16 protein-coding genes and 1 pseudogene are annotated in these 16,608 nt (G+C 71.5%); 14 read left to right on the top strand and 3 right to left on the bottom strand.

All coding sequences use genetic code 11. The annotated features are described in order from the left end of the window. Positions 1-26: 26 nt before the first annotated feature. From argH to CCL05_RS19730, 4 genes are all read left to right on the top strand, one after another. Entirely contained in the window at positions 27-1,460 is a 1,434-nt protein-coding gene (argH, locus tag CCL05_RS19745; RefSeq protein ID WP_086561819.1) for an argininosuccinate lyase, read from the top strand. Positions 1,461-1,611: 151 nt separating this feature from the next. After that, positions 1,612-2,583, top strand: a complete 972-nt coding sequence (locus CCL05_RS19740) for an aldo/keto reductase (RefSeq protein WP_086561818.1) — start codon at positions 1,612-1,614, stop codon at positions 2,581-2,583. A gap of 92 nt (positions 2,584-2,675) precedes the next feature. After that, on the top strand, positions 2,676-3,227 hold the full coding sequence (locus CCL05_RS19735) for a TetR/AcrR family transcriptional regulator (protein ID WP_086561817.1): 552 nt from the start codon (positions 2,676-2,678) through the stop codon (positions 3,225-3,227). After that, a complete protein-coding gene (locus CCL05_RS19730; protein WP_086561816.1) occupies positions 3,224-4,747 on the top strand; it encodes an MFS transporter in 1,524 nt (507 codons plus the stop codon). Before CCL05_RS19735 ends, CCL05_RS19730 begins: the two co-directional genes overlap by 4 nt. 24 nt (positions 4,748-4,771) lie before the next feature. On the opposite strand, the gene CCL05_RS19725 is transcribed toward CCL05_RS19730, so the two are convergent. After that, complete coding sequence (locus CCL05_RS19725; RefSeq protein WP_086561815.1) at positions 4,772-5,446, bottom strand: 1-acyl-sn-glycerol-3-phosphate acyltransferase; 675 nt, start codon at positions 5,444-5,446, stop codon at positions 4,772-4,774. Between the two features lie 402 nt (positions 5,447-5,848). Between CCL05_RS19725 and CCL05_RS19720 the strand changes: the two genes are divergently transcribed. The 3 genes from CCL05_RS19720 to CCL05_RS19710 all read left to right on the top strand — a co-directional run bounded on the left by CCL05_RS19720 (position 5,849) and on the right by CCL05_RS19710 (position 8,194). Continuing rightward, positions 5,849-7,039: a glycerophosphodiester phosphodiesterase gene (locus tag CCL05_RS19720; RefSeq protein WP_086561814.1), complete on the top strand. Its 1,191-nt coding sequence runs from the start codon at positions 5,849-5,851 to the stop codon at positions 7,037-7,039. Between the two features lie 105 nt (positions 7,040-7,144). Then, complete coding sequence (locus CCL05_RS19715; protein ID WP_086561813.1) at positions 7,145-7,639, top strand: RNA polymerase sigma factor; 495 nt, start codon at positions 7,145-7,147, stop codon at positions 7,637-7,639. A 57-nt stretch (positions 7,640-7,696) separates the two neighbouring features. Next, complete coding sequence (locus CCL05_RS19710) at positions 7,697-8,194, top strand: GNAT family N-acetyltransferase (RefSeq protein WP_020269488.1); 498 nt, start codon at positions 7,697-7,699, stop codon at positions 8,192-8,194. A 96-nt stretch (positions 8,195-8,290) separates the two neighbouring features. On the opposite strand, the gene CCL05_RS19705 is transcribed toward CCL05_RS19710, so the two are convergent. Continuing rightward, entirely contained in the window at positions 8,291-8,722 is a 432-nt protein-coding gene (locus CCL05_RS19705; protein WP_086561812.1) for a hypothetical protein, read from the bottom strand. After that, on the bottom strand, positions 8,703-9,062 hold the full coding sequence (locus tag CCL05_RS19700) for a hypothetical protein (protein ID WP_086561811.1): 360 nt from the start codon (positions 9,060-9,062) through the stop codon (positions 8,703-8,705). The genes CCL05_RS19705 and CCL05_RS19700 overlap by 20 nt, the downstream gene beginning before the upstream one ends. A 69-nt stretch (positions 9,063-9,131) precedes the next feature. On the opposite strand from CCL05_RS19700, the gene CCL05_RS19695 reads away from it, so the two are divergent. The 7 genes and pseudogenes from CCL05_RS19695 to CCL05_RS19665 all read left to right on the top strand — a co-directional run. Next, positions 9,132-9,782: an HAD-IA family hydrolase gene (locus CCL05_RS19695; protein ID WP_086561810.1), complete on the top strand. Its 651-nt coding sequence runs from the start codon at positions 9,132-9,134 to the stop codon at positions 9,780-9,782. A 386-nt stretch (positions 9,783-10,168) separates the two neighbouring features. Then, entirely contained in the window at positions 10,169-11,203 is a 1,035-nt protein-coding gene (locus CCL05_RS19690; protein ID WP_167409586.1) for a methionine ABC transporter ATP-binding protein, read from the top strand. Next, on the top strand, positions 11,200-11,907 hold the full coding sequence (locus CCL05_RS19685; RefSeq protein WP_086561808.1) for a methionine ABC transporter permease: 708 nt from the start codon (positions 11,200-11,202) through the stop codon (positions 11,905-11,907). Before CCL05_RS19690 ends, CCL05_RS19685 begins: the two co-directional genes overlap by 4 nt. Positions 11,908-11,968: 61 nt before the next feature. Further along, a complete protein-coding gene (locus CCL05_RS19680) occupies positions 11,969-12,787 on the top strand; it encodes a MetQ/NlpA family ABC transporter substrate-binding protein (protein ID WP_086561807.1) in 819 nt (272 codons plus the stop codon). A gap of 141 nt (positions 12,788-12,928) precedes the next feature. Then, on the top strand, positions 12,929-13,561 hold the full coding sequence (locus CCL05_RS19675) for a GNAT family N-acetyltransferase (RefSeq protein ID WP_086561806.1): 633 nt from the start codon (positions 12,929-12,931) through the stop codon (positions 13,559-13,561). A gap of 156 nt (positions 13,562-13,717) precedes the next feature. Then, positions 13,718-14,935 carry a precorrin-6y C5,15-methyltransferase (decarboxylating) subunit CbiE gene (cbiE, locus tag CCL05_RS19670; RefSeq protein ID WP_086561805.1) on the top strand — a complete coding sequence of 406 codons (1,218 nt, stop codon included), beginning with the start codon at positions 13,718-13,720 and terminating at the stop codon, positions 14,933-14,935. 367 nt (positions 14,936-15,302) lie between these two features. Then, positions 15,303-16,608 (top strand): annotated as a pseudogene (locus CCL05_RS19665) (nicotinate-nucleotide--dimethylbenzimidazole phosphoribosyltransferase); the annotation flags it as partial.

Genomic DNA, 16,608 nt, shown 5'->3' with positions numbered 1-16,608 from the left:
TCCACACCTCTCTAGGAGCAACGCAAGTGAGCAGCAACAGCGGTGACGTACGGCTCTGGGGCGGCCGTTTCGCCGACGGTCCCGCCGAGGCCCTGGCCAAGCTGTCCGCGTCCGTCCACTTCGACTGGCGGCTCGCGCCGTACGACATCGCCGGTTCGCGTGCGCACGCGCGCGTGCTCCACAAGGCCGGCCTGCTCACCGAGGACGAGCTGACCCGGATGATCGCGGGGCTCGACCAGCTGGAGGCGGACGTCGCCGACGGCTCCTTCGTGGGGACCATCGCCGACGAGGACGTGCACACCGCCCTGGAGCGCGGCCTGCTGGAGCGGCTCGGCCCCGACCTCGGCGGCAAGCTGCGCGCGGGCCGCTCCCGCAACGACCAGGTCGCCACCCTGTTCCGCATGTATCTGCGCGACCACGCCCGGATCATCGGCGGCCTGATCGCCGAGCTCCAGGACGCGCTGATCGGCCTGGCCGAGGCCCACCCGGACGTGGCGATGCCCGGCCGCACGCACCTCCAGCACGCCCAGCCGGTCCTCTTCGCGCACCACGTCCTCGCCCATGTCCAGTCGCTGTCCCGGGACGCGGAGCGGCTGCGCCAGTGGGACGCGCGCACGGCGGTGTCGCCCTACGGCTCGGGCGCGCTGGCGGGCTCCTCCCTGGGCCTGGACCCGGAGGCGGTCGCGAAGGACCTCGGCTTCGAGCACGGCAGCGTCGGCAACTCCATCGACGGCACGGCGTCGCGGGACTTCGTCGCCGAGTTCGCCTTCATCACGGCGATGATCGGCGTCAACCTCTCCCGGATCGCCGAGGAGGTCATCCTCTGGAACACGAAGGAGTTCTCCTTCGTGACCCTGCACGACGCGTTCTCGACGGGCTCGTCGATCATGCCGCAGAAGAAGAACCCGGACATCGCCGAGCTGGCCCGGGGCAAGTCCGGCCGCCTGATCGGCAACCTGACGGGCCTGCTGGCCACGCTCAAGGCCCTCCCGCTCGCGTACAACCGCGACCTCCAGGAGGACAAGGAGCCGGTGTTCGACTCCATCGACCAGCTGGAGATCCTGCTCCCGGCCTTCACCGGCATGATGGCCACGCTCACGGTCCACCGCGAGCGCATGGAGGAACTGGCCCCCGCCGGCTTCTCCCTCGCGACGGACATCGCCGAGTGGCTGGTCAAGCAGGGCGTCCCGTTCCGCGTCGCCCACGAGGTGGCGGGCGAGTGCGTGAAGGTCGCCGAGGGCGAGGGCAAGGAACTGGACGAGCTGACGGACGAGCAGTTCGCGAAGATCTCGTCCCACCTGACTCCCGAGGTCCGCACGGTCCTGAACGTCCCGGGCGCCCTGGCTTCCCGCAACGGCAGGGGCGGCACGGCCCCGAGCGCGGTCGCAGTGCAGCTGGCCGAAGTGAAGGCGGACGTGGCGGCCCAGCACGATTGGGCCGTGGCCAAGAATCAGGGATGAGGGGAACGTACCCAAGGGGCGCGGGGAACTGCGCGAGCAACCACACGCAACCCGCACTCGCAAACGCAGATCAGGCCCCGCGCTCTGAGGCGAAGGTCATCCCGAGGGTTACGTTGGTCGAAAGCCACAGCCGACCGAACGGAGCCCCCGGATGCCCTTCGCCCGCCTGGCCCATGCGACAACCCCCACCTGCCACATCGGCCTCGGCCTCGCCGCCGTCGGACGCCCCGGCTACATCAACCTCGGCCGAGACGAAGACCTGGGAGACGACCGCAGCGTCGAGACACTGCGCACCCGCACCCACGAACTCCTCGACGCCGCGTACGCCCAAGGCGTCCGCTACTTCGACGCCGCCCGCTCCTACGGGCGCTCGGAAGAGTTCCTCGCCGACTGGCTGAACACAAGGCCCGGCCTCGACGACATCGTCGTCGGCAGCAAGTGGGGCTATACCTACACCGCCGACTGGTCCACCGACGCCGAGACACACGAGGTCAAGGACCACACCCTCGCCACCTACGAACGGCAGCGCGCCGAGAGCGACGCCCTGCTCGGCGACCGGCTCGACCTCTACCAGATCCACTCGGTGACCCCGGACAGCCCGGCCCTCACCGACAAGGAGCTGCACGCGAAGCTCGCGGAGGCCGCCGCCCAGGGACTCACCATCGGCTTCTCCACCAGCGGTCCCGCCCAGGCGGACGCGATCCGCGCCGCCCTCGCCGTGACGGTCGACGGCGAACCCCTCTTCCGTACCGTCCAGTCGACGTACAACGCGCTGGAGACCTCCGCCGCGCCCGCCCTCGCCGAGGCCCACGACGCCGGGCTGACCGTGATCGTCAAGGAGGCCATGGCCAACGGCCGGCTCGCCGGGCCGCACGCGCCGGACGTCCTCAAGGGGATCGCCGAGGAGACCGGCCTCGGCTGTGACGCCGTCGCCCTGGCCGTGGTCCTGCGGCAGCCCTGGGCCGGCGTCGTCCTCTCCGGCGCGGCCACCACCAACCAGCTCGCCTCCAACCTGCACGCTGCGGTCGTCGACCTCGACGACGACCAGCTGACCCGCCTCACCACGCTGGCCGAGGAACCGCAGGCGTACTGGGAGCGGCGCGGGCAGCTGCCCTGGCACTGATCACCCCGTTCCTCTCCCACCTGTACCGGCAGCCGTGAGCCACGTATGTCCAGCGTGAGACATTCACGTCTCATATGGTCTATGGTTGTCTCATGGCTGTCGATCCTGACCATGTGCTGCGCACCGCCGCGGCCCTGCTGACCCGCAAATCCACCGCGACCATGGACGAGGTCGCGAAGGCCGCCGGGATCAGCCGCGCCACGCTGCACCGCCACTTCGCCGGGCGGGACGCCCTCGTCCGCGCGCTGGAGTCGCTGGGCATCGCCGAATGCGAGGCCGCGCTGGACGCCGCCCGGCTCGACGAGGGCACGGCGAGCGAGGCCGTCCGCCGGCTGGTCGGGGCCATCGAGCCCGCCGCCGGACTGCTCGGGTTCCTCTACACGGAGAACCAGCTGTTCGAGGGCGAGGAGCAGAACGCGGGCTGGACCCTGATCGACGACCGGATCTCCGCCCTGTTCCGGCGCGGCCAGCTCAGCGGCGAGTTCCGCATCGACCTCACGCCGGCCTGGCTCACCGAGGCGCTCTACGGCCTGCTGGCCTCCGGCGCCTGGATGGTGCAGAGCGGCAAGGGCGCTCCCAAGGACTTCCAGCACATGATCGTCGAGCTGCTGCTCGGCGGCGCACTCCGGAGAGAGGAATCATGACCAGCACCCTGCAGCCGGCCGAGACGGCCGAGGCGGCGCAGCGCCCGGGCCGTTGGCTCGCGCTCGGCGTCCTCGTGCTCGCCGTGCTGCTGGTGGCCGTCGACGCGACCGTCCTCGGTCTCGCGACGCCCTACATCAGCGAGGACCTCAAGCCCTCCGGCACGCAGCTGCTGTGGATCGGCGACGTCTACTCGTTCGTCATCGCCGGTCTGCTCGTCTCCATGGGCAGCCTCGGCGACCGCATCGGCCGCAAGCGGATCCTGCTGGTCGGGGCCACGGCGTTCGGTGCGATATCCGTGGTCAACGCCTACGCCACGACACCCGAGATGATGATCGTGGCGCGGGCACTGCTCGGCGTCGCCGGCGCGACCCTGATGCCGGCCACGCTCGCCCTGATCCGCAACCTCTTCCACGACCCGCGCGAACGCAGTCTCGCCGTCGGCATCTGGGGCGCCACCGCGTCCGCCGGAACGGCCGTCGGCCCGATCGTCGGCGGGTTCCTGCTGGAGCACTTCTGGTGGGGCTCGGTCTTCCTGATCAACTTGCCCGTGATGGCCGTCCTGGTCCTCGTCGGCATCAGGCTGCTGCCCGAGTCGCGTACCGCCGACCCCGGTCCCTGGGACCTGGTCAGCGTCCTGCTGTCGCTGGTCGGCATGGTCGGTGTCGTGTACGCGGTCAAGGAGGCCGCCGCGCACGGCTTCGCGTGGGGCCCTGCGGCGGCAGGTCTGCTGGGCATGGCCGCCCTCTACGGGTTCGTACGCCGCCAGCTCACGCTTCAGGCCCCGCTGCTGGACATGCGGCTGTTCCGCAACCGCGGCTTCAGCGGGGCGGTGCTGGCCGACCTGCTGACCATCCTCGGCCTGTCCGGGCTGGTGTTCTTCCTCTCCCAGTACCTGCAACTCGTCCAGGGCAGGCGCCCGTTCGAGGCGGGCCTGGCGGAACTGCCCGCCGCGATCGGCGCGGTGGCGGCCGGTCTGCTCGCGGGGCGTGCGGCCCGGCGCTTCTCGGTGCGGGCCGTCGTCTCCGGGGGACTCGCGGCGATCGGCCTCGCGCTGGCCGCGCTCACGGTGATCGGCCAGTCCACCGGCTACCCGCTGCTCGGGGCCGCGCTCCTGGTGGTCGGTGTCGGAGCCGGTCTCTCGTTCACCGTGACCGCCGACGTGATCCTCTCCAGTGTGACCAAGGAGCACGCGGGTTCCGCGTCCGCCGTGTCCGAGACGGCGTACGAACTCGGCGCGGCCCTCGGCATCGCCGTGCTCGGGTCCATCGTGACCGGCGTCTACAGCGACTTCACCGGCCCGGCGGGTACACCGGCCGCGGCCCACGAGTCGCTGGGGGGCGCCGTCGAGGCGGCCGGGAGCATGCCCGCCCACACCTCCGCCGTGATGCTGGACGCGGCCCGCACGTCCTTCGTGGACGGCTTGGCGCTGGCGGCGGGGGCAGGCGCGGCGGTGCTGCTCGCCGCGGCCGCAGCGGCATGGTTCATGCTGCGCGGCCAACGGCTCGACAGCCGACCTTGAGGGGAGGTGAGACGCCGAACGGCGCTACGCGGCCTCTTTGGCCTTACTGGCGTACATGTCGACGTACTCCTGACCGGACAACCGCATGACCTCGCTCATCACCGAGTCGGTCACGGCCCGCAGCACGTACCGGTCCCGGTCCATCCCCTCGTACCGGGAGAACTCCATCGCCTCACCGAAGCGGACCGTGACCTTCCCCGGCCGCGGCAGCCCCGCCCCGCCCGGCTGAAGCCGGTCCGTACCGATCATCGCGAACGGCACCACCGGGGCTCCCGTCATCAGCGTGAGCCGGGCGATCCCGGTACGCCCGCGGTACAGCCGGCCGTCGGGCGAGCGCGTGCCCTCCGGGTAGATGCCGAAGACCTTGCCCTCCTCCAGCACCCGGCGGCCGGTCATCAGCGCGGCGACCCCGCCCCGGCCGCCGTCACGGTCCACGGGGATCATGCCGACGCCGGTGAAGAACCAGGCCATCAGCCGGCCCTTGAAGCCCTTCCCGGTCACGTACTCGTCCTTGCCGATGAAGAGGACCTGGCGGTCGCAGACCAGCGGAAGGATCATCGAGTCGATGAACGTCAGGTGGTTGCCGGCGAGGATGACCGGACCGTCGCCGGGAATGTGCTCCGCGCCTTCCACCTGAGGGCGGAACATCAGGCGCATGATCGGGCCGAGCACTGCCTTGATGAGCGCGAAGCGGGACAACGGACCCTCCGGTGTCAGGATTCTGTATGAGTCTGTGCAGGTGAGGACGATACTCGGGGCCCGGGCGATCGCGCACATCGGGCACGGCGACTTAACCGAGGCCTTACGTACTGTTGACGCGTGTTTACCTGCGGTGACGCGCCGTGGACGGTGCGTGACCCGGCCGCCCCATGTGACGGACGTCGCTCCCCGGGCGCACCGGACGCGTTCCCAGAACCGCCGCACCGAATCGCCGGGACGGGACGAACCCGACGCGCCGCCGACGAGCCGTCAGTTCGCCGCCCCCACCAGCCACTACGACATCCGTCGTCACCCGCGTGTTCCGCCCGGCGTCTCCCGCTCGTCATGTACGCGCCCGTACGATCGGCCCGCACGGACGAGCTCACGGCAGGGAGGGTGCTCATGGGAACGCAGAGGCCGAACGAGGGAGCGAGCGGAACCGGACGGCGGGCCCTGCTCGGCGCGGCGGTCCTCGGCGCCGGGGGAGCGGTCCTCGGCATGGCCGGCTCGGCGAGAGCCGACGGCGCCCGGCCCGGCGGCGGACAGGAGGGGCAGGGCGGGCACGGCGGGCTGAAGAGCCTTCCCAAGCCGACGATCGTCGGCCACCGCGGGGCCAGCGGCTACCGCCCGGAACACACCTTCGGCTCGTACCAGCTGGCCCTCGACCTGGGCGCCGACATCGTCGAGGCGGGCGACCTGGTGCCGACGAAGGACGGTCACCTCGTCTGCCGTCACGAGCCGGAGATCGGCGGCACCACGGACGTCGCCGACCACCCGGAGTTCGCCGACCGCAAGAAGACCAAGCTCCTCGACGGCGTCTCGACCACCGGCTGGTTCACCGAGGACTTCACGCTCGCCGAGCTGAAGACCCTGCGGGCGGTCGAGCGCATCCCGGCCAACCGCCCGCACAACACCCTCTACAACGGCCGCTGGGAGATCCCCACCTTCGAAGAGGTCCTGAAGTGGCAGGACGAGCAGACCCGCGAGCGCGGCAAGCAGGTGTGGATCTACCCCGAGCTCAAGCACCCCACCTACTTCCGCAAGCAGGGCCTCCCCCTGGAGGAGCGGGTCGCCGAGCTGCTGCGCAGGCACCGCAAGGACCGACGCACCTCCCCGGTCATCATCCAGTCCTTCGAGCCGACCAGCATCGAGCGCCTCGACAAGCTCGTCGACAACCCCCTGGTCGTCCTGCTGTCCTCGGCGGACAGCCGCCCCTGGGACTTCGTCGAGACGGGCGACCCGCGCACCGTCGCCGACCTGGTCAAGCCGGCCGGCCTGCGGGAGATCGCCTCCTACGCGCAGGGCATCGGCCCGACCCTGGACCTGGTCATCCCGCGCGACGCCAAGGGCAATCTCACGCAGCCGACGGCACTCGTCCGGGACGCGCACCAGGCGGGTCTGATCCTGCACCCCTGGACGATGCGCAACGAGAACCCCTTCCTGCCCGCGAACTTCCGCAAGGGCACGGACGCGGACGCCTACGGCGACGTCTTCGGCGCCTACAAGGTGTATTTCGCGACCGGTATCGACGGCGTCTTCACCGACCAGCCCGACACGGGTGTGCTGGCCCGCGAGGACTTCGTCGGCGACTGAGCGTCACATCGGCGCTGAGCGTCAACAGGTGAGCGCACACCCCCCGGTCGAGTGAGCTTCGGCCGCCCGGGCAACCCACGGCCCGGGGGCCGCGTCGCTCCGCATATGACGCCCGACCTGGTCACCGCCCTGCGTCCGCTGCTCACCGCCGAGGCCTCCGCGGAGGCATATGCCGCAGGAGTCGAGGCCAGTGACCTGGAACAGGCGGTCTGGCTCCGCCTGCTGGAGCGTCTCCACGCCGAGGGCCCGCCGCTCGACCCGCAGGAATGGCTCCGCCGGGCCGTCCGCTCGGAAGCGCGCCGCACCCGCCGCGCGAGCCGCCTCGAACGGCCGTACGCCGTCGAGCCGGCCGACGACCGCGGCGACGGCCCCGAGCAGCTCGCCCTCGCCGCGGCCCGCGGCCGTGCCCTGCGCGCGGCCGTCCGCCGCCTCCCGGGCCGGTGCCCCCGCCTGATGGAGGCCCTGCTCTCTCCCGATGACCTGACATACCGGGAAATCGCAGGGGAGTTGGGTATCTCACAGGGCAGTCTTGGCCCGGAACGTTCCAGATGCCTGGGATGTCTGCGGAGATTGCTCACGTCGGAGGTTGCGGCCCGCTGAGGACGGGGATAGGAGTGAGGAACGACAGGTGATCAGATGAGCGGGAGGCGTGCGCACATGGGCATGAGCGTGACCATCTCTGCGGCGGCCGAGCAGGACGCGGAGCAGATCTTCAGGCTGCAGTACCTGTGCTTCCAGTCGGAGGCGGCGCTGTACGGGAACTACCGCATCGACCCGCTCGTCCAAACCCTCGACTCGGTCCGCGAGGAGGTCGCCCGGGACTGCGTCTTCGTGGCCCGGCTCGGCGACGAGGTCGTCGGCTCGGTCCGCGGCTCGGTCACCGAGGACGGCGCCGCCGCGATCGGCAAGCTCTGCGTCCACCCCCGCCTGCAGGGGCACGGCATCGGCGCCCGCCTCCTCCGCGCTGCCGAATCGGCCCTCGCCGACCAGCACGGCGCCACCCGCTTCCGCCTCCACACCGGCCACCGCAGCGAGGGCAACCTCCGCCTCTACCGCAAGGTGGGCTACGAGACCGTGGGCACGTCCCAGGGCGCGGACGGCGTACCGATGATCGTCCTGGAGAAGCCGGCCAGTACGTACGCGGCGACGGCGTGATGGCCGGCCTTCCTTAGGGGCGCGGGGCTGTATCGATGTGCGGCTCCGCCGCGTGGGCGCGACCAGCCACACCCGGCCCGCGGCCGCCTGATCACCTCAGGCGGCATCCCCATTCCGCGCACGCGACCGCCGCAGCCAGTAGATCGCAGACACCGGCAACAAAATCGGGATGAACACGTACCCCATCCCGAAGTCCGACCACACGGTCGCGTCGGGAAACGCCGACGGCTCGATCAAGGTCCACGTCCCGACCGTCAGCACACCCACCAACTCGGCGACACAGCACGCCAGCGCGGCCTTGCGCGCCGTCTCCCCACCCCGCACCAGCGAGTACGTGATGAACCCGTACACCACACCGGCCACCGCCGACAGCGAGTACGCGAGCGCCGCCCGGTCGAACTCGGTCGCGATCTGGTAGGCCGATCGCGACACCGCGCCCACGACCATCACGCCGTACAGCCACACCAGCAGCGTGCCCGGCCCACTGGTCAGCCGCCGCCGGCTCACCTCAGCCTCCCCAGATGTCATAGAGCCGCACCTCCAGCACAGCCAGCACCACACCGCCGGCGGCGACTGTCACCGAACCCCACCGGGTGCGCTCCGCCAGCGACATGAATCCCGCCGCCGGGACACACGCGAACGCCCCGATCAGATACGCCACGAAGATCGTCGTACCCTGCTCCGGCTTCTCGCCCTGCGCCAGCAGCACGATCCCCACCGCCAGCTGGACCAGCGTCAGCAGGGTGACCACGGCCATCCCCATGAAGTGCCAGTCCTTCGTCGGCTGGTCACGGTAGGCGGCCCAGCCGCACCAGGCGGCGAGCAGCAGTGCGGCGACGCCGGTCACCAGCGTCAGGGCATCAACCATGCTGCGACCTTATTACGGCCGAAACGGCCCGGTGCTTTCGGCCCTGGCCTGCACCGTAGGGTCGAGGGCATGAAGATCCACGCGCATGCCCTGCTGTTCGACAACGACGGAACCCTGGTCTCCTCCCTCGCCTCGGTGGACCGCTGCTGGACGCGGTGGGCCACGGAGTACGGGATCACGGCAGAGGAGTTCGCCCGGGTCGAGCTGCACGGCCGGCCGGCCGCCGAGATAGCCGCCGACCTGCTGCCCGCCGACCTGGTGCCGGAGGCCGTCGCGCGGATCGAGGACCTGGAGGTGGAGGACGTACCCAACGGCGGGGTGCACCTGCTGCCGGGGACCCGCGCCTTCCTCGACGCCCTGCCCGCCGAGCGCTGGGCCGTCGTCACCTCCGCCACCCGGCGGCTGGCCGAGGCCCGGCTCGACGCCGTCGGCATCCTGCCCAAGACGCTCGTCGCCGCCGACGACGTCACCCGCGGCAAGCCCGACCCCGAGCCCTATCTGCTCGCGGCCCGCACCCTCGGCGTCGACCCCGCCCGGTGCGTCGTCTTCGAGGACGCCCCCGCGGGTCTCGCGGCCGGCCGCGCCGCCGGCATGACCACCGTGGCGTTGACCACAACCCACCAGGCCCACGAACTCCAGGCCGACCTGGTCGTCGGGAACCTGTCGGCCCTGTCGGCACTGGTCACCGAGCAGGGTGTGGAGATCTCCCTCCGCGACTGACGCGAGCCGGCGGATCCCGGCCCCTGTCCACCGCTGTCCAGCATCCGGACAGCGGCGGCCGGTCAGGACCGTACGCGTGTTTTACTGACGGCATGACCACGACGAGCGACCGCATTCCCGCGACCGAGGCGACCATGACGCCCGGTGCTCGTTGTATGTGTCGAATGTGCGCCTTCTAGAGGGCCCCCGCACCACCCCCTGAGCTCGCGCCCCGAAGCGAGACAGCGGCATGTCCGCACGCCCCTTGCGGTGCGTGACAGCAAGCCGCCCGCGCGCATGTTCTCCCCGGTTCCCCGCCCCAGCGAGAACCGTGTCGCGTCCCTGAACGAATGCCTCTGTGCCCGGGCACACCCACGCCCGCGCACTCGACAGTGACGGAAACCCACGTGATCACCACAACGGACCTGACCAAGGTCTACCGTTCGCGCGGCCGCGAGGTCACCGCCCTGGACGGCGTCGACCTGCACGTCCGCGAAGGCGAGGTGTACGGCGTCATCGGCCAGTCCGGCGCCGGCAAGTCCTCGCTCATCCGCTGCGTCAACCTCCTGGAGCGCCCCACCTCCGGCACCGTGACGGTCGCCGGACAGGACCTCACCGCCCTGGCCGGCCGCGGCCCGCGCGCAGGAAGGGAACTGCGGCAGGCGCGCAGCCGGATCGGCATGGTCTTCCAGCACTTCAACCTGCTGTCCTCCCGGACCGTCCAGGACAACGTCGAACTGCCGCTGGAGATCCTCGGCAAGTCCGGCACGGAACGCTCCCGCAAGGCACGGGAGCTGCTCGACCTGGTCGGCCTCGCCGACAAGGCGGGGGCCTACCCGGCGCAGCTCTCCGGCGGCCAGAAGCAGCGCGTCGGCATCGCCCGCGCCCTGGCCGGCGACCCGAAGGTGCTGCTGTCCGACGAAGCCACCAGCGCCCTCGACCCGGAGACCACCCGCTCGATCCTGGCGCTGCTGCGTGACCTGAACCGGCAGCTCGGCCTGACCGTCCTGCTCATCACGCACGAGATGGACGTCGTGAAGTCGGTCTGCGACTCCGCCGCGCTCATGGAGAACGGCCGCATCGTCGAGTCCGGCACGGTCAGCGAGCTCCTGGCCACCCCCGGCTCCGAACTGGCCGCCGCGCTGTTCCCGCTCGACGGCGAGGCCTCCGGCGACGACCGCACCGTCCTCGACGTCACCTTCCAGGGCGAGAGCGCGACCCAGCCCGTCATCTCGCAGCTCGCCCGGACCTACAACATCGACATATCGATCCTCGGTGCCGCCATCGACACCGTCGGCGGCCTCCAGGTCGGCCGGATGCGCATCGAACTGCCCGGCCGCTACGAGGACAACGTCGTGCCGATCGGCTTCCTGCGCGAAAAGGGCCTCCAGGTCGAGGTCCCGGGCCGCGAGTCCGCGCTGGTGAAGGAGGGCGCCAAGTGACCTGGTCCGAGATGCAGCCCCTGCTGGCACAGGCGTGTTGGGACACGCTCTACATGGTCGGCTGGTCCACGCTCATCGCCGTCGTCGGCGGACTGCCGCTCGGCATCCTGCTGGTCCTGACCGACCGCGGCGGCCTGCTCCAGAACCTCGCCGCCAACAAGGTCATCGGGCAGATCGTGAACATCGCCCGCTCGCTGCCGTTCATCATCCTGATGGTCGCGCTGATGACCTTCACCCGCTGGATCACCGGCACCACCATCGGCCGCGCGGCCGCCATCGTGCCGCTCGCCATCGGCGCCATCCCCTTCTTCGCGCGCCTGGTCGAGACGGCCGTCCGCGAAGTGGACCACGGGCTCGTCGAGGCCGTGCAGGCCATGGGCGGCAACACCTGGACCGTCGTCCGCAAGGTCCTCGTCCCCGAGTCCCTGCCGTCGCTGATCTCCAGCACCACCACCACGATCGTCGCCCTCATCGGCTACTCGGCGATGGCGGGCACCGTCGGCGCCGGCGGCCTCGGCGACATCGCCATCCGCTACGGCTACCAGCGCTTCGAGACCCAGCTGATGTGGATCACCGTCGCGATCCTCGCCGTCGTCATCTCGGCCATCCAGTTCGCCGGCGACTACGCGGCCCGGTCCCTGCACCGCCGCGGCGCCCACTCGGGTCCCGCCCCCAAACTGCGGCTGCTCAAAGCCGCCTCCTGAACCCCCGTTCACCCACAACGGGGTCGCACCGTTCGCCAGGTCACAAGGAAGGGCACTTTTCGTGCGTAACAACGCCAAGATCACCACCGCCGTCCTCGCCGCCGGAGCCCTCACCCTCGGGCTCAGCGCCTGCGGCGCCGGCGACTCCGGCTCCGACGGACCCCTGATCGTCGCCGCCAGTCCCGTCCCGCACGCCGAGATCCTCAACTACGTCAAGGACAACCTGGCGAAGAAGGAGGGCCTGGACCTCCAGGTCAAGGAGTTCACCGACTACGTCACGCCGAACACGGCGACGCAGGACGGCTCCGTGGGCGCCAACTACTTCCAGAACAAGCCGTACCTCGACGACTTCAACAAGAAGAACGGCACCGACATCGTGCCCGTCGTCACGGTCCACCTGGAGCCGCTCGGCCTCTACTCCCACAAGGTCAAGAAGGCCGACGACCTGAAGAGCGGTGCGACCGTCGCCATCCCCAACGACACGGTCAACGAGGCCCGCGCCCTCAAGCTCCTCGCGGCCAACGGGATCATCACCCTCAAGGCGGGCGTCGGCAACGAGGCGACCCCCTCCGACATCTCCAAGAACCCCAAGAACCTCAAGTTCAAGGAGCTGGAGGCGGCCCAGACGCCGCGCTCCCTCGACGACGTGGACGCCGCCGTCGTCAACGGCAACTACGCCATCGAGTCCGACCTCAAGCCCTCGAAGGACGCCCTCGTCCTGGAGTCCCCGAAGAACAACCCGTACGGCAACTTCCTCGCCGTGAAGAAGGGCCAGGAGAACGACCCGCGCGTGAAGAAGCTCGCGAAGCTCCTCACCTCGCCCCAGGTGAAGAAGTTCATCCAGGACAAGTACGCCGGCTCCGTGCTCGCCTCCTTCTGAGCACCCGCACGGCACCCGTCCCGCACGGGGTCCTCCCTCACCGGGTGGGGGAGGACCCCGTGGTGCGGATCAGTGCTTTCATGCTGCATGCTGGGCAGTTCAGCAGGCCCTGAAGGTTCACCGAAGGTTACGGAGCGGCGCATGACGAGCACCTTTCCCAACGTCTCCATCAGCACGGAGCGGTTGGTCCTGCGCCCCCTTGAGGAGCCGGACATCCAGTCGTTCGCCGACATGATGAACGACGAGCTCGTCACCGCCTGGACCACCGTCCCGCACCCCTACACCCAGGCCCACGCGCGCTCCTGGATCACCGAACAGGCCCCCGCCGAACGGGCCGAGGGCCGCGGCATCGTCTTCGCCGTCACCGAGTTCCTCACCCAGCGCCTCGTCGGCATCGTCCACCTGCGGAACACCGACTGGAGGATCCGCTCCAGCGAGATCTCCTACGTCATCGCCCCCTGGGCCCGCGGCGAGGGCTACGCCTCCGAGGCGGCGCTCATCACCGCACAGTGGCTCTTCAACGACCAGAAGTTCGAGCGCCTCGAACTGCGCACCCCGGCCGACAACACCGCCTCCCAGCAGGTGGCCCAGAAGATCGGCTGCATCAGCGAGGGAGTGCTGCGCGGCGCCTGGATAGCCCGGGCCAGGAGGGACGACGGCGCGTGGATGGAGGTACGCACCGACCTGATCGTCTGGAGCCTGCTCCCCGAGGACCTCGAAGGCGTCGGCGACCAGCTGCCCGGCGGCTTCACGTCCTTCGGCGACTGGAACTGACGCAGGCGACCGGAACGGACACGGTGCGCGACGGCACCGCGGCCCCCTTCACCGGCTGCACCGGGTACTCTCACGGAGCCCGCCCGCGGGCAGCTCATCACACGACACACCCGACCTGACACAGACGACCTGCGCAAACCCAGGAGACTGACGACGATGGCCGACCGGGTCACGGTGATCGGCTGGGACGGTTCGCCGCTGACCGCCGCGGCACGCGCCGCCCTCGGTGCCGCCACGCTCGTGGCGGGTGCCGCCCACCACCTCGCGCTCCCCGAGGTACCCCCCGGCGCCGAGCGCATCCGCCTCGGCAGCGTCGCACTCGCCGCCCGCCGCATCGCCGCCCACCGCGGCACGGCCGTCGTGCTCGCCGACGGCGACCCCGGCTATTTCGGTGTCGTACGCACCCTGCGCGCCCCGGAGTTCGGCCTCGAAGTGGAGGTCGTCCCCGCCGTCTCCTCGGTCGCCGCCGCCTTCGCCCGCGCCGGCATGCCCTGGGACGACGCACAGGTGGTCGTCGCACACCGACGCACCCTGCGCCGCGCGGTGAACGTGTGCCGCGCCCACACCAAGGTGGCGGTTCTCACCTCACCCGGCGCCGGCCCCGCCGAACTCGGACTGCTCCTCGAAGGAGTCCACCGCTCCTTCGTCATCTGCGAGGAACTCGGCACCGCACACGAGCGGGTCAGCGTCGTCACCTCCGACAAGGCCGCCGACTACACCTGGCGCGACCCCAACGTCGTCATCGTCCTCGGCCCGGCCGGACCCGGCACCACGGGGGAGAGCGGCGGCTGGATCGCCGGGCGCGACCCGTCCGCCGGACCACGCGGCTGGTCCCTGCCCGCCGAGACGTACGGCGGTGACCTCGGCGAGGGCGAGACCCAGCTGCTGCGCGCCTCCCAACTCGCCCGTCTCGGACCGCGCGTCGGCGACCTCGTGTGGGACATCGGCTGCGGCAGCGGCGCCTTCGCCGTCGAGGCCGCGCGCGCCGGCGCCGCCGTCCTCGCCGTCGACAGCGACCGGGCGGCCTGCGCCCGCACCGACGCGGCCGCCCGCCGCCTCGGCGTCCAGCTCCAGATCGTGCACGGCACCGCCCCGCACGTCCTGGAGAACCTTCCCGAGCCCGACGTCGTCCGCGTCGGCGGCGGGGGAGCGGCCGTCGTCTCGGCCGTCGCCGACCGCCGCCCTCAGCGCATCGTCACGCACGCCGCCACCCGGGACGCCGCCGAACTCATCGGCCGGGACCTGACGGAGCACGGATACGGCGTCGAGTGCGCCCTGCTCCAGTCCGTCGAACTCGACACCCGGGCCTGGACGGAGAAGGAACGGAGTGTCGCGTTCCTGCTCAGCGGGGTGCTGCCCCGGCGCAGTGCCTGACCCCGCCGCCGTCCCCGTGATCGGGTTGTCGTACTGCGCGCGGTAGGCTGGCCGATCGCTGCACCGCACGCGGACGTCCGGCAGTTCGTCGGCCAATGTCCGGAAAACCCGCCCGTTTTGGGGGGAGTGTGGTACGGCAGAACCGGAGGACGCGCAACGTGGCGCAGTCCACAGCGGAACCGTCGCGGATCAAGGTGCCGTGACGGTGCTTCGGCCGCAACAATGCCAGTGAGTGGCTTTGTCGCCTTTTACGGGCGGGCCGTTCGTGCCGCTGGGGACGCACGCTCGTTCTTCACTGCGGGGCGGTCGGTGCGCCGTTCCGGGTGAGCTGGTCGTAGGAGCACTAACCGATGGGCGAGGGGTACGCATGACCGACACCGGCCAGGTCCCGGGCGAGGGACTGCCGGAGAACGCAGGCATGGTGGAACAGCCGGGCGCCTCCGCGCACGGTGCGTACGCCTACCTCTCCGAGAACCCCGCCGAGGACGAAGACCTGCTGCTGCCCGGCTCCCATGGAGCCTGGGGCAACGAGGTCGCCCCGCCCGCGCCGGAGCCGGTCGTCGAGGCCGTGCACCAGCCGGGCCCGCACGAGATCTCCGGCCGCGACAGCGGCTCGGTCGACCTCGGCGGCGTCCGCCTGCCCGACCCGCCGCCGATCCCGCCCATCACCCCGCGCCGGCCGCTGCACCTCGGCCCGCCCCTCCCCGACAGCTCCGCCAGCCCGGTCCGGTCGCTCGCCGACCGCGGCCCGGCGGAAGCGCCGGTGCGACAGCCCGCGGGCGCGGCGCCCGGCCCCGAGTACCTCGACGTCCCGCGCGCCCCGGAGGCGCCCGCGCCGGCTGCCGCGCCCTGGGGCGCGCAGGTTCCGCCCCAGGCCCCGGTGAGCGCCGGGGCGGCGCCTGCGGAAACGGTTGTTCCGGCAGCGGAGCAGGCGGGCACGGCCCAGGCCGTCGCCACCCACGTCGCCACCCACGTCGCCCCCGAGGCGGCCCCGGAGGCAGCGGCGGCCCCGGCCCCGGCCGTGCAGGGTGCCTACGCCGGGCAGCCCGCGCAGGAGGCGACGGCGGCGGGCGAACCCGCCGTTGCCCCGGTGGCTGCAGGCGAGCCGGAGCAGGCCGTTCCCGCGGTGGCCGCGGCCGAGTCTGCGGTTGCTGATGAGCCGGCTGGTGCGGGCGTTGGCCCGGAGGATGAGCCGGTGACCGCCGCCGATCCGGAGCAGGGTCACTCCGAGCAGGACGCGGGCGTTGCGGGTGACCCGTCCGGCGTGGGCGTCGCACCGGACGCCGGCCAAGCCGCTGTCGCCGAGGCCGTGGCCGCTCCGGAGCCGGTTCCGGGGGAGGCACCGGGCCCGGTCGTGGACGGGTCTGGTCAGGAGGGGGAACCGGCGCTCGCCGAGGGTGTTCCCGACGTACCCGCGCCGGGTGCCGTCGGCGCATCCGCCGACGGTGGTGAGCAGGCCCCGGCGCCCGCCGCGGAACAGGGCGCGGCATCCGCTCCCGTCCCGGAGGCCGCACCGGTGCCCGAGGCGGTCCCGCTCCCGGAGGCCGCCGCCACGCCCGAGCCGGCCGTCGTAGCTGCGCCCGAGGCGGATGCGGGGGAGACCGTCGCCGCCCAGACGCCGGACGCGGCGGGGTCCGACGCTGCCGCACAGGCACAGGCACAGGCACAGGCAC

The organism is Streptomyces africanus (genome assembly GCF_002150735.1).
Lineage (GTDB): Bacteria > Actinomycetota > Actinomycetes > Streptomycetales > Streptomycetaceae > Streptomyces > Streptomyces africanus.
Note: the sequence above shows the minus strand (reverse complement) of the source record. Positions and strands in the feature narration are given on the sequence as shown.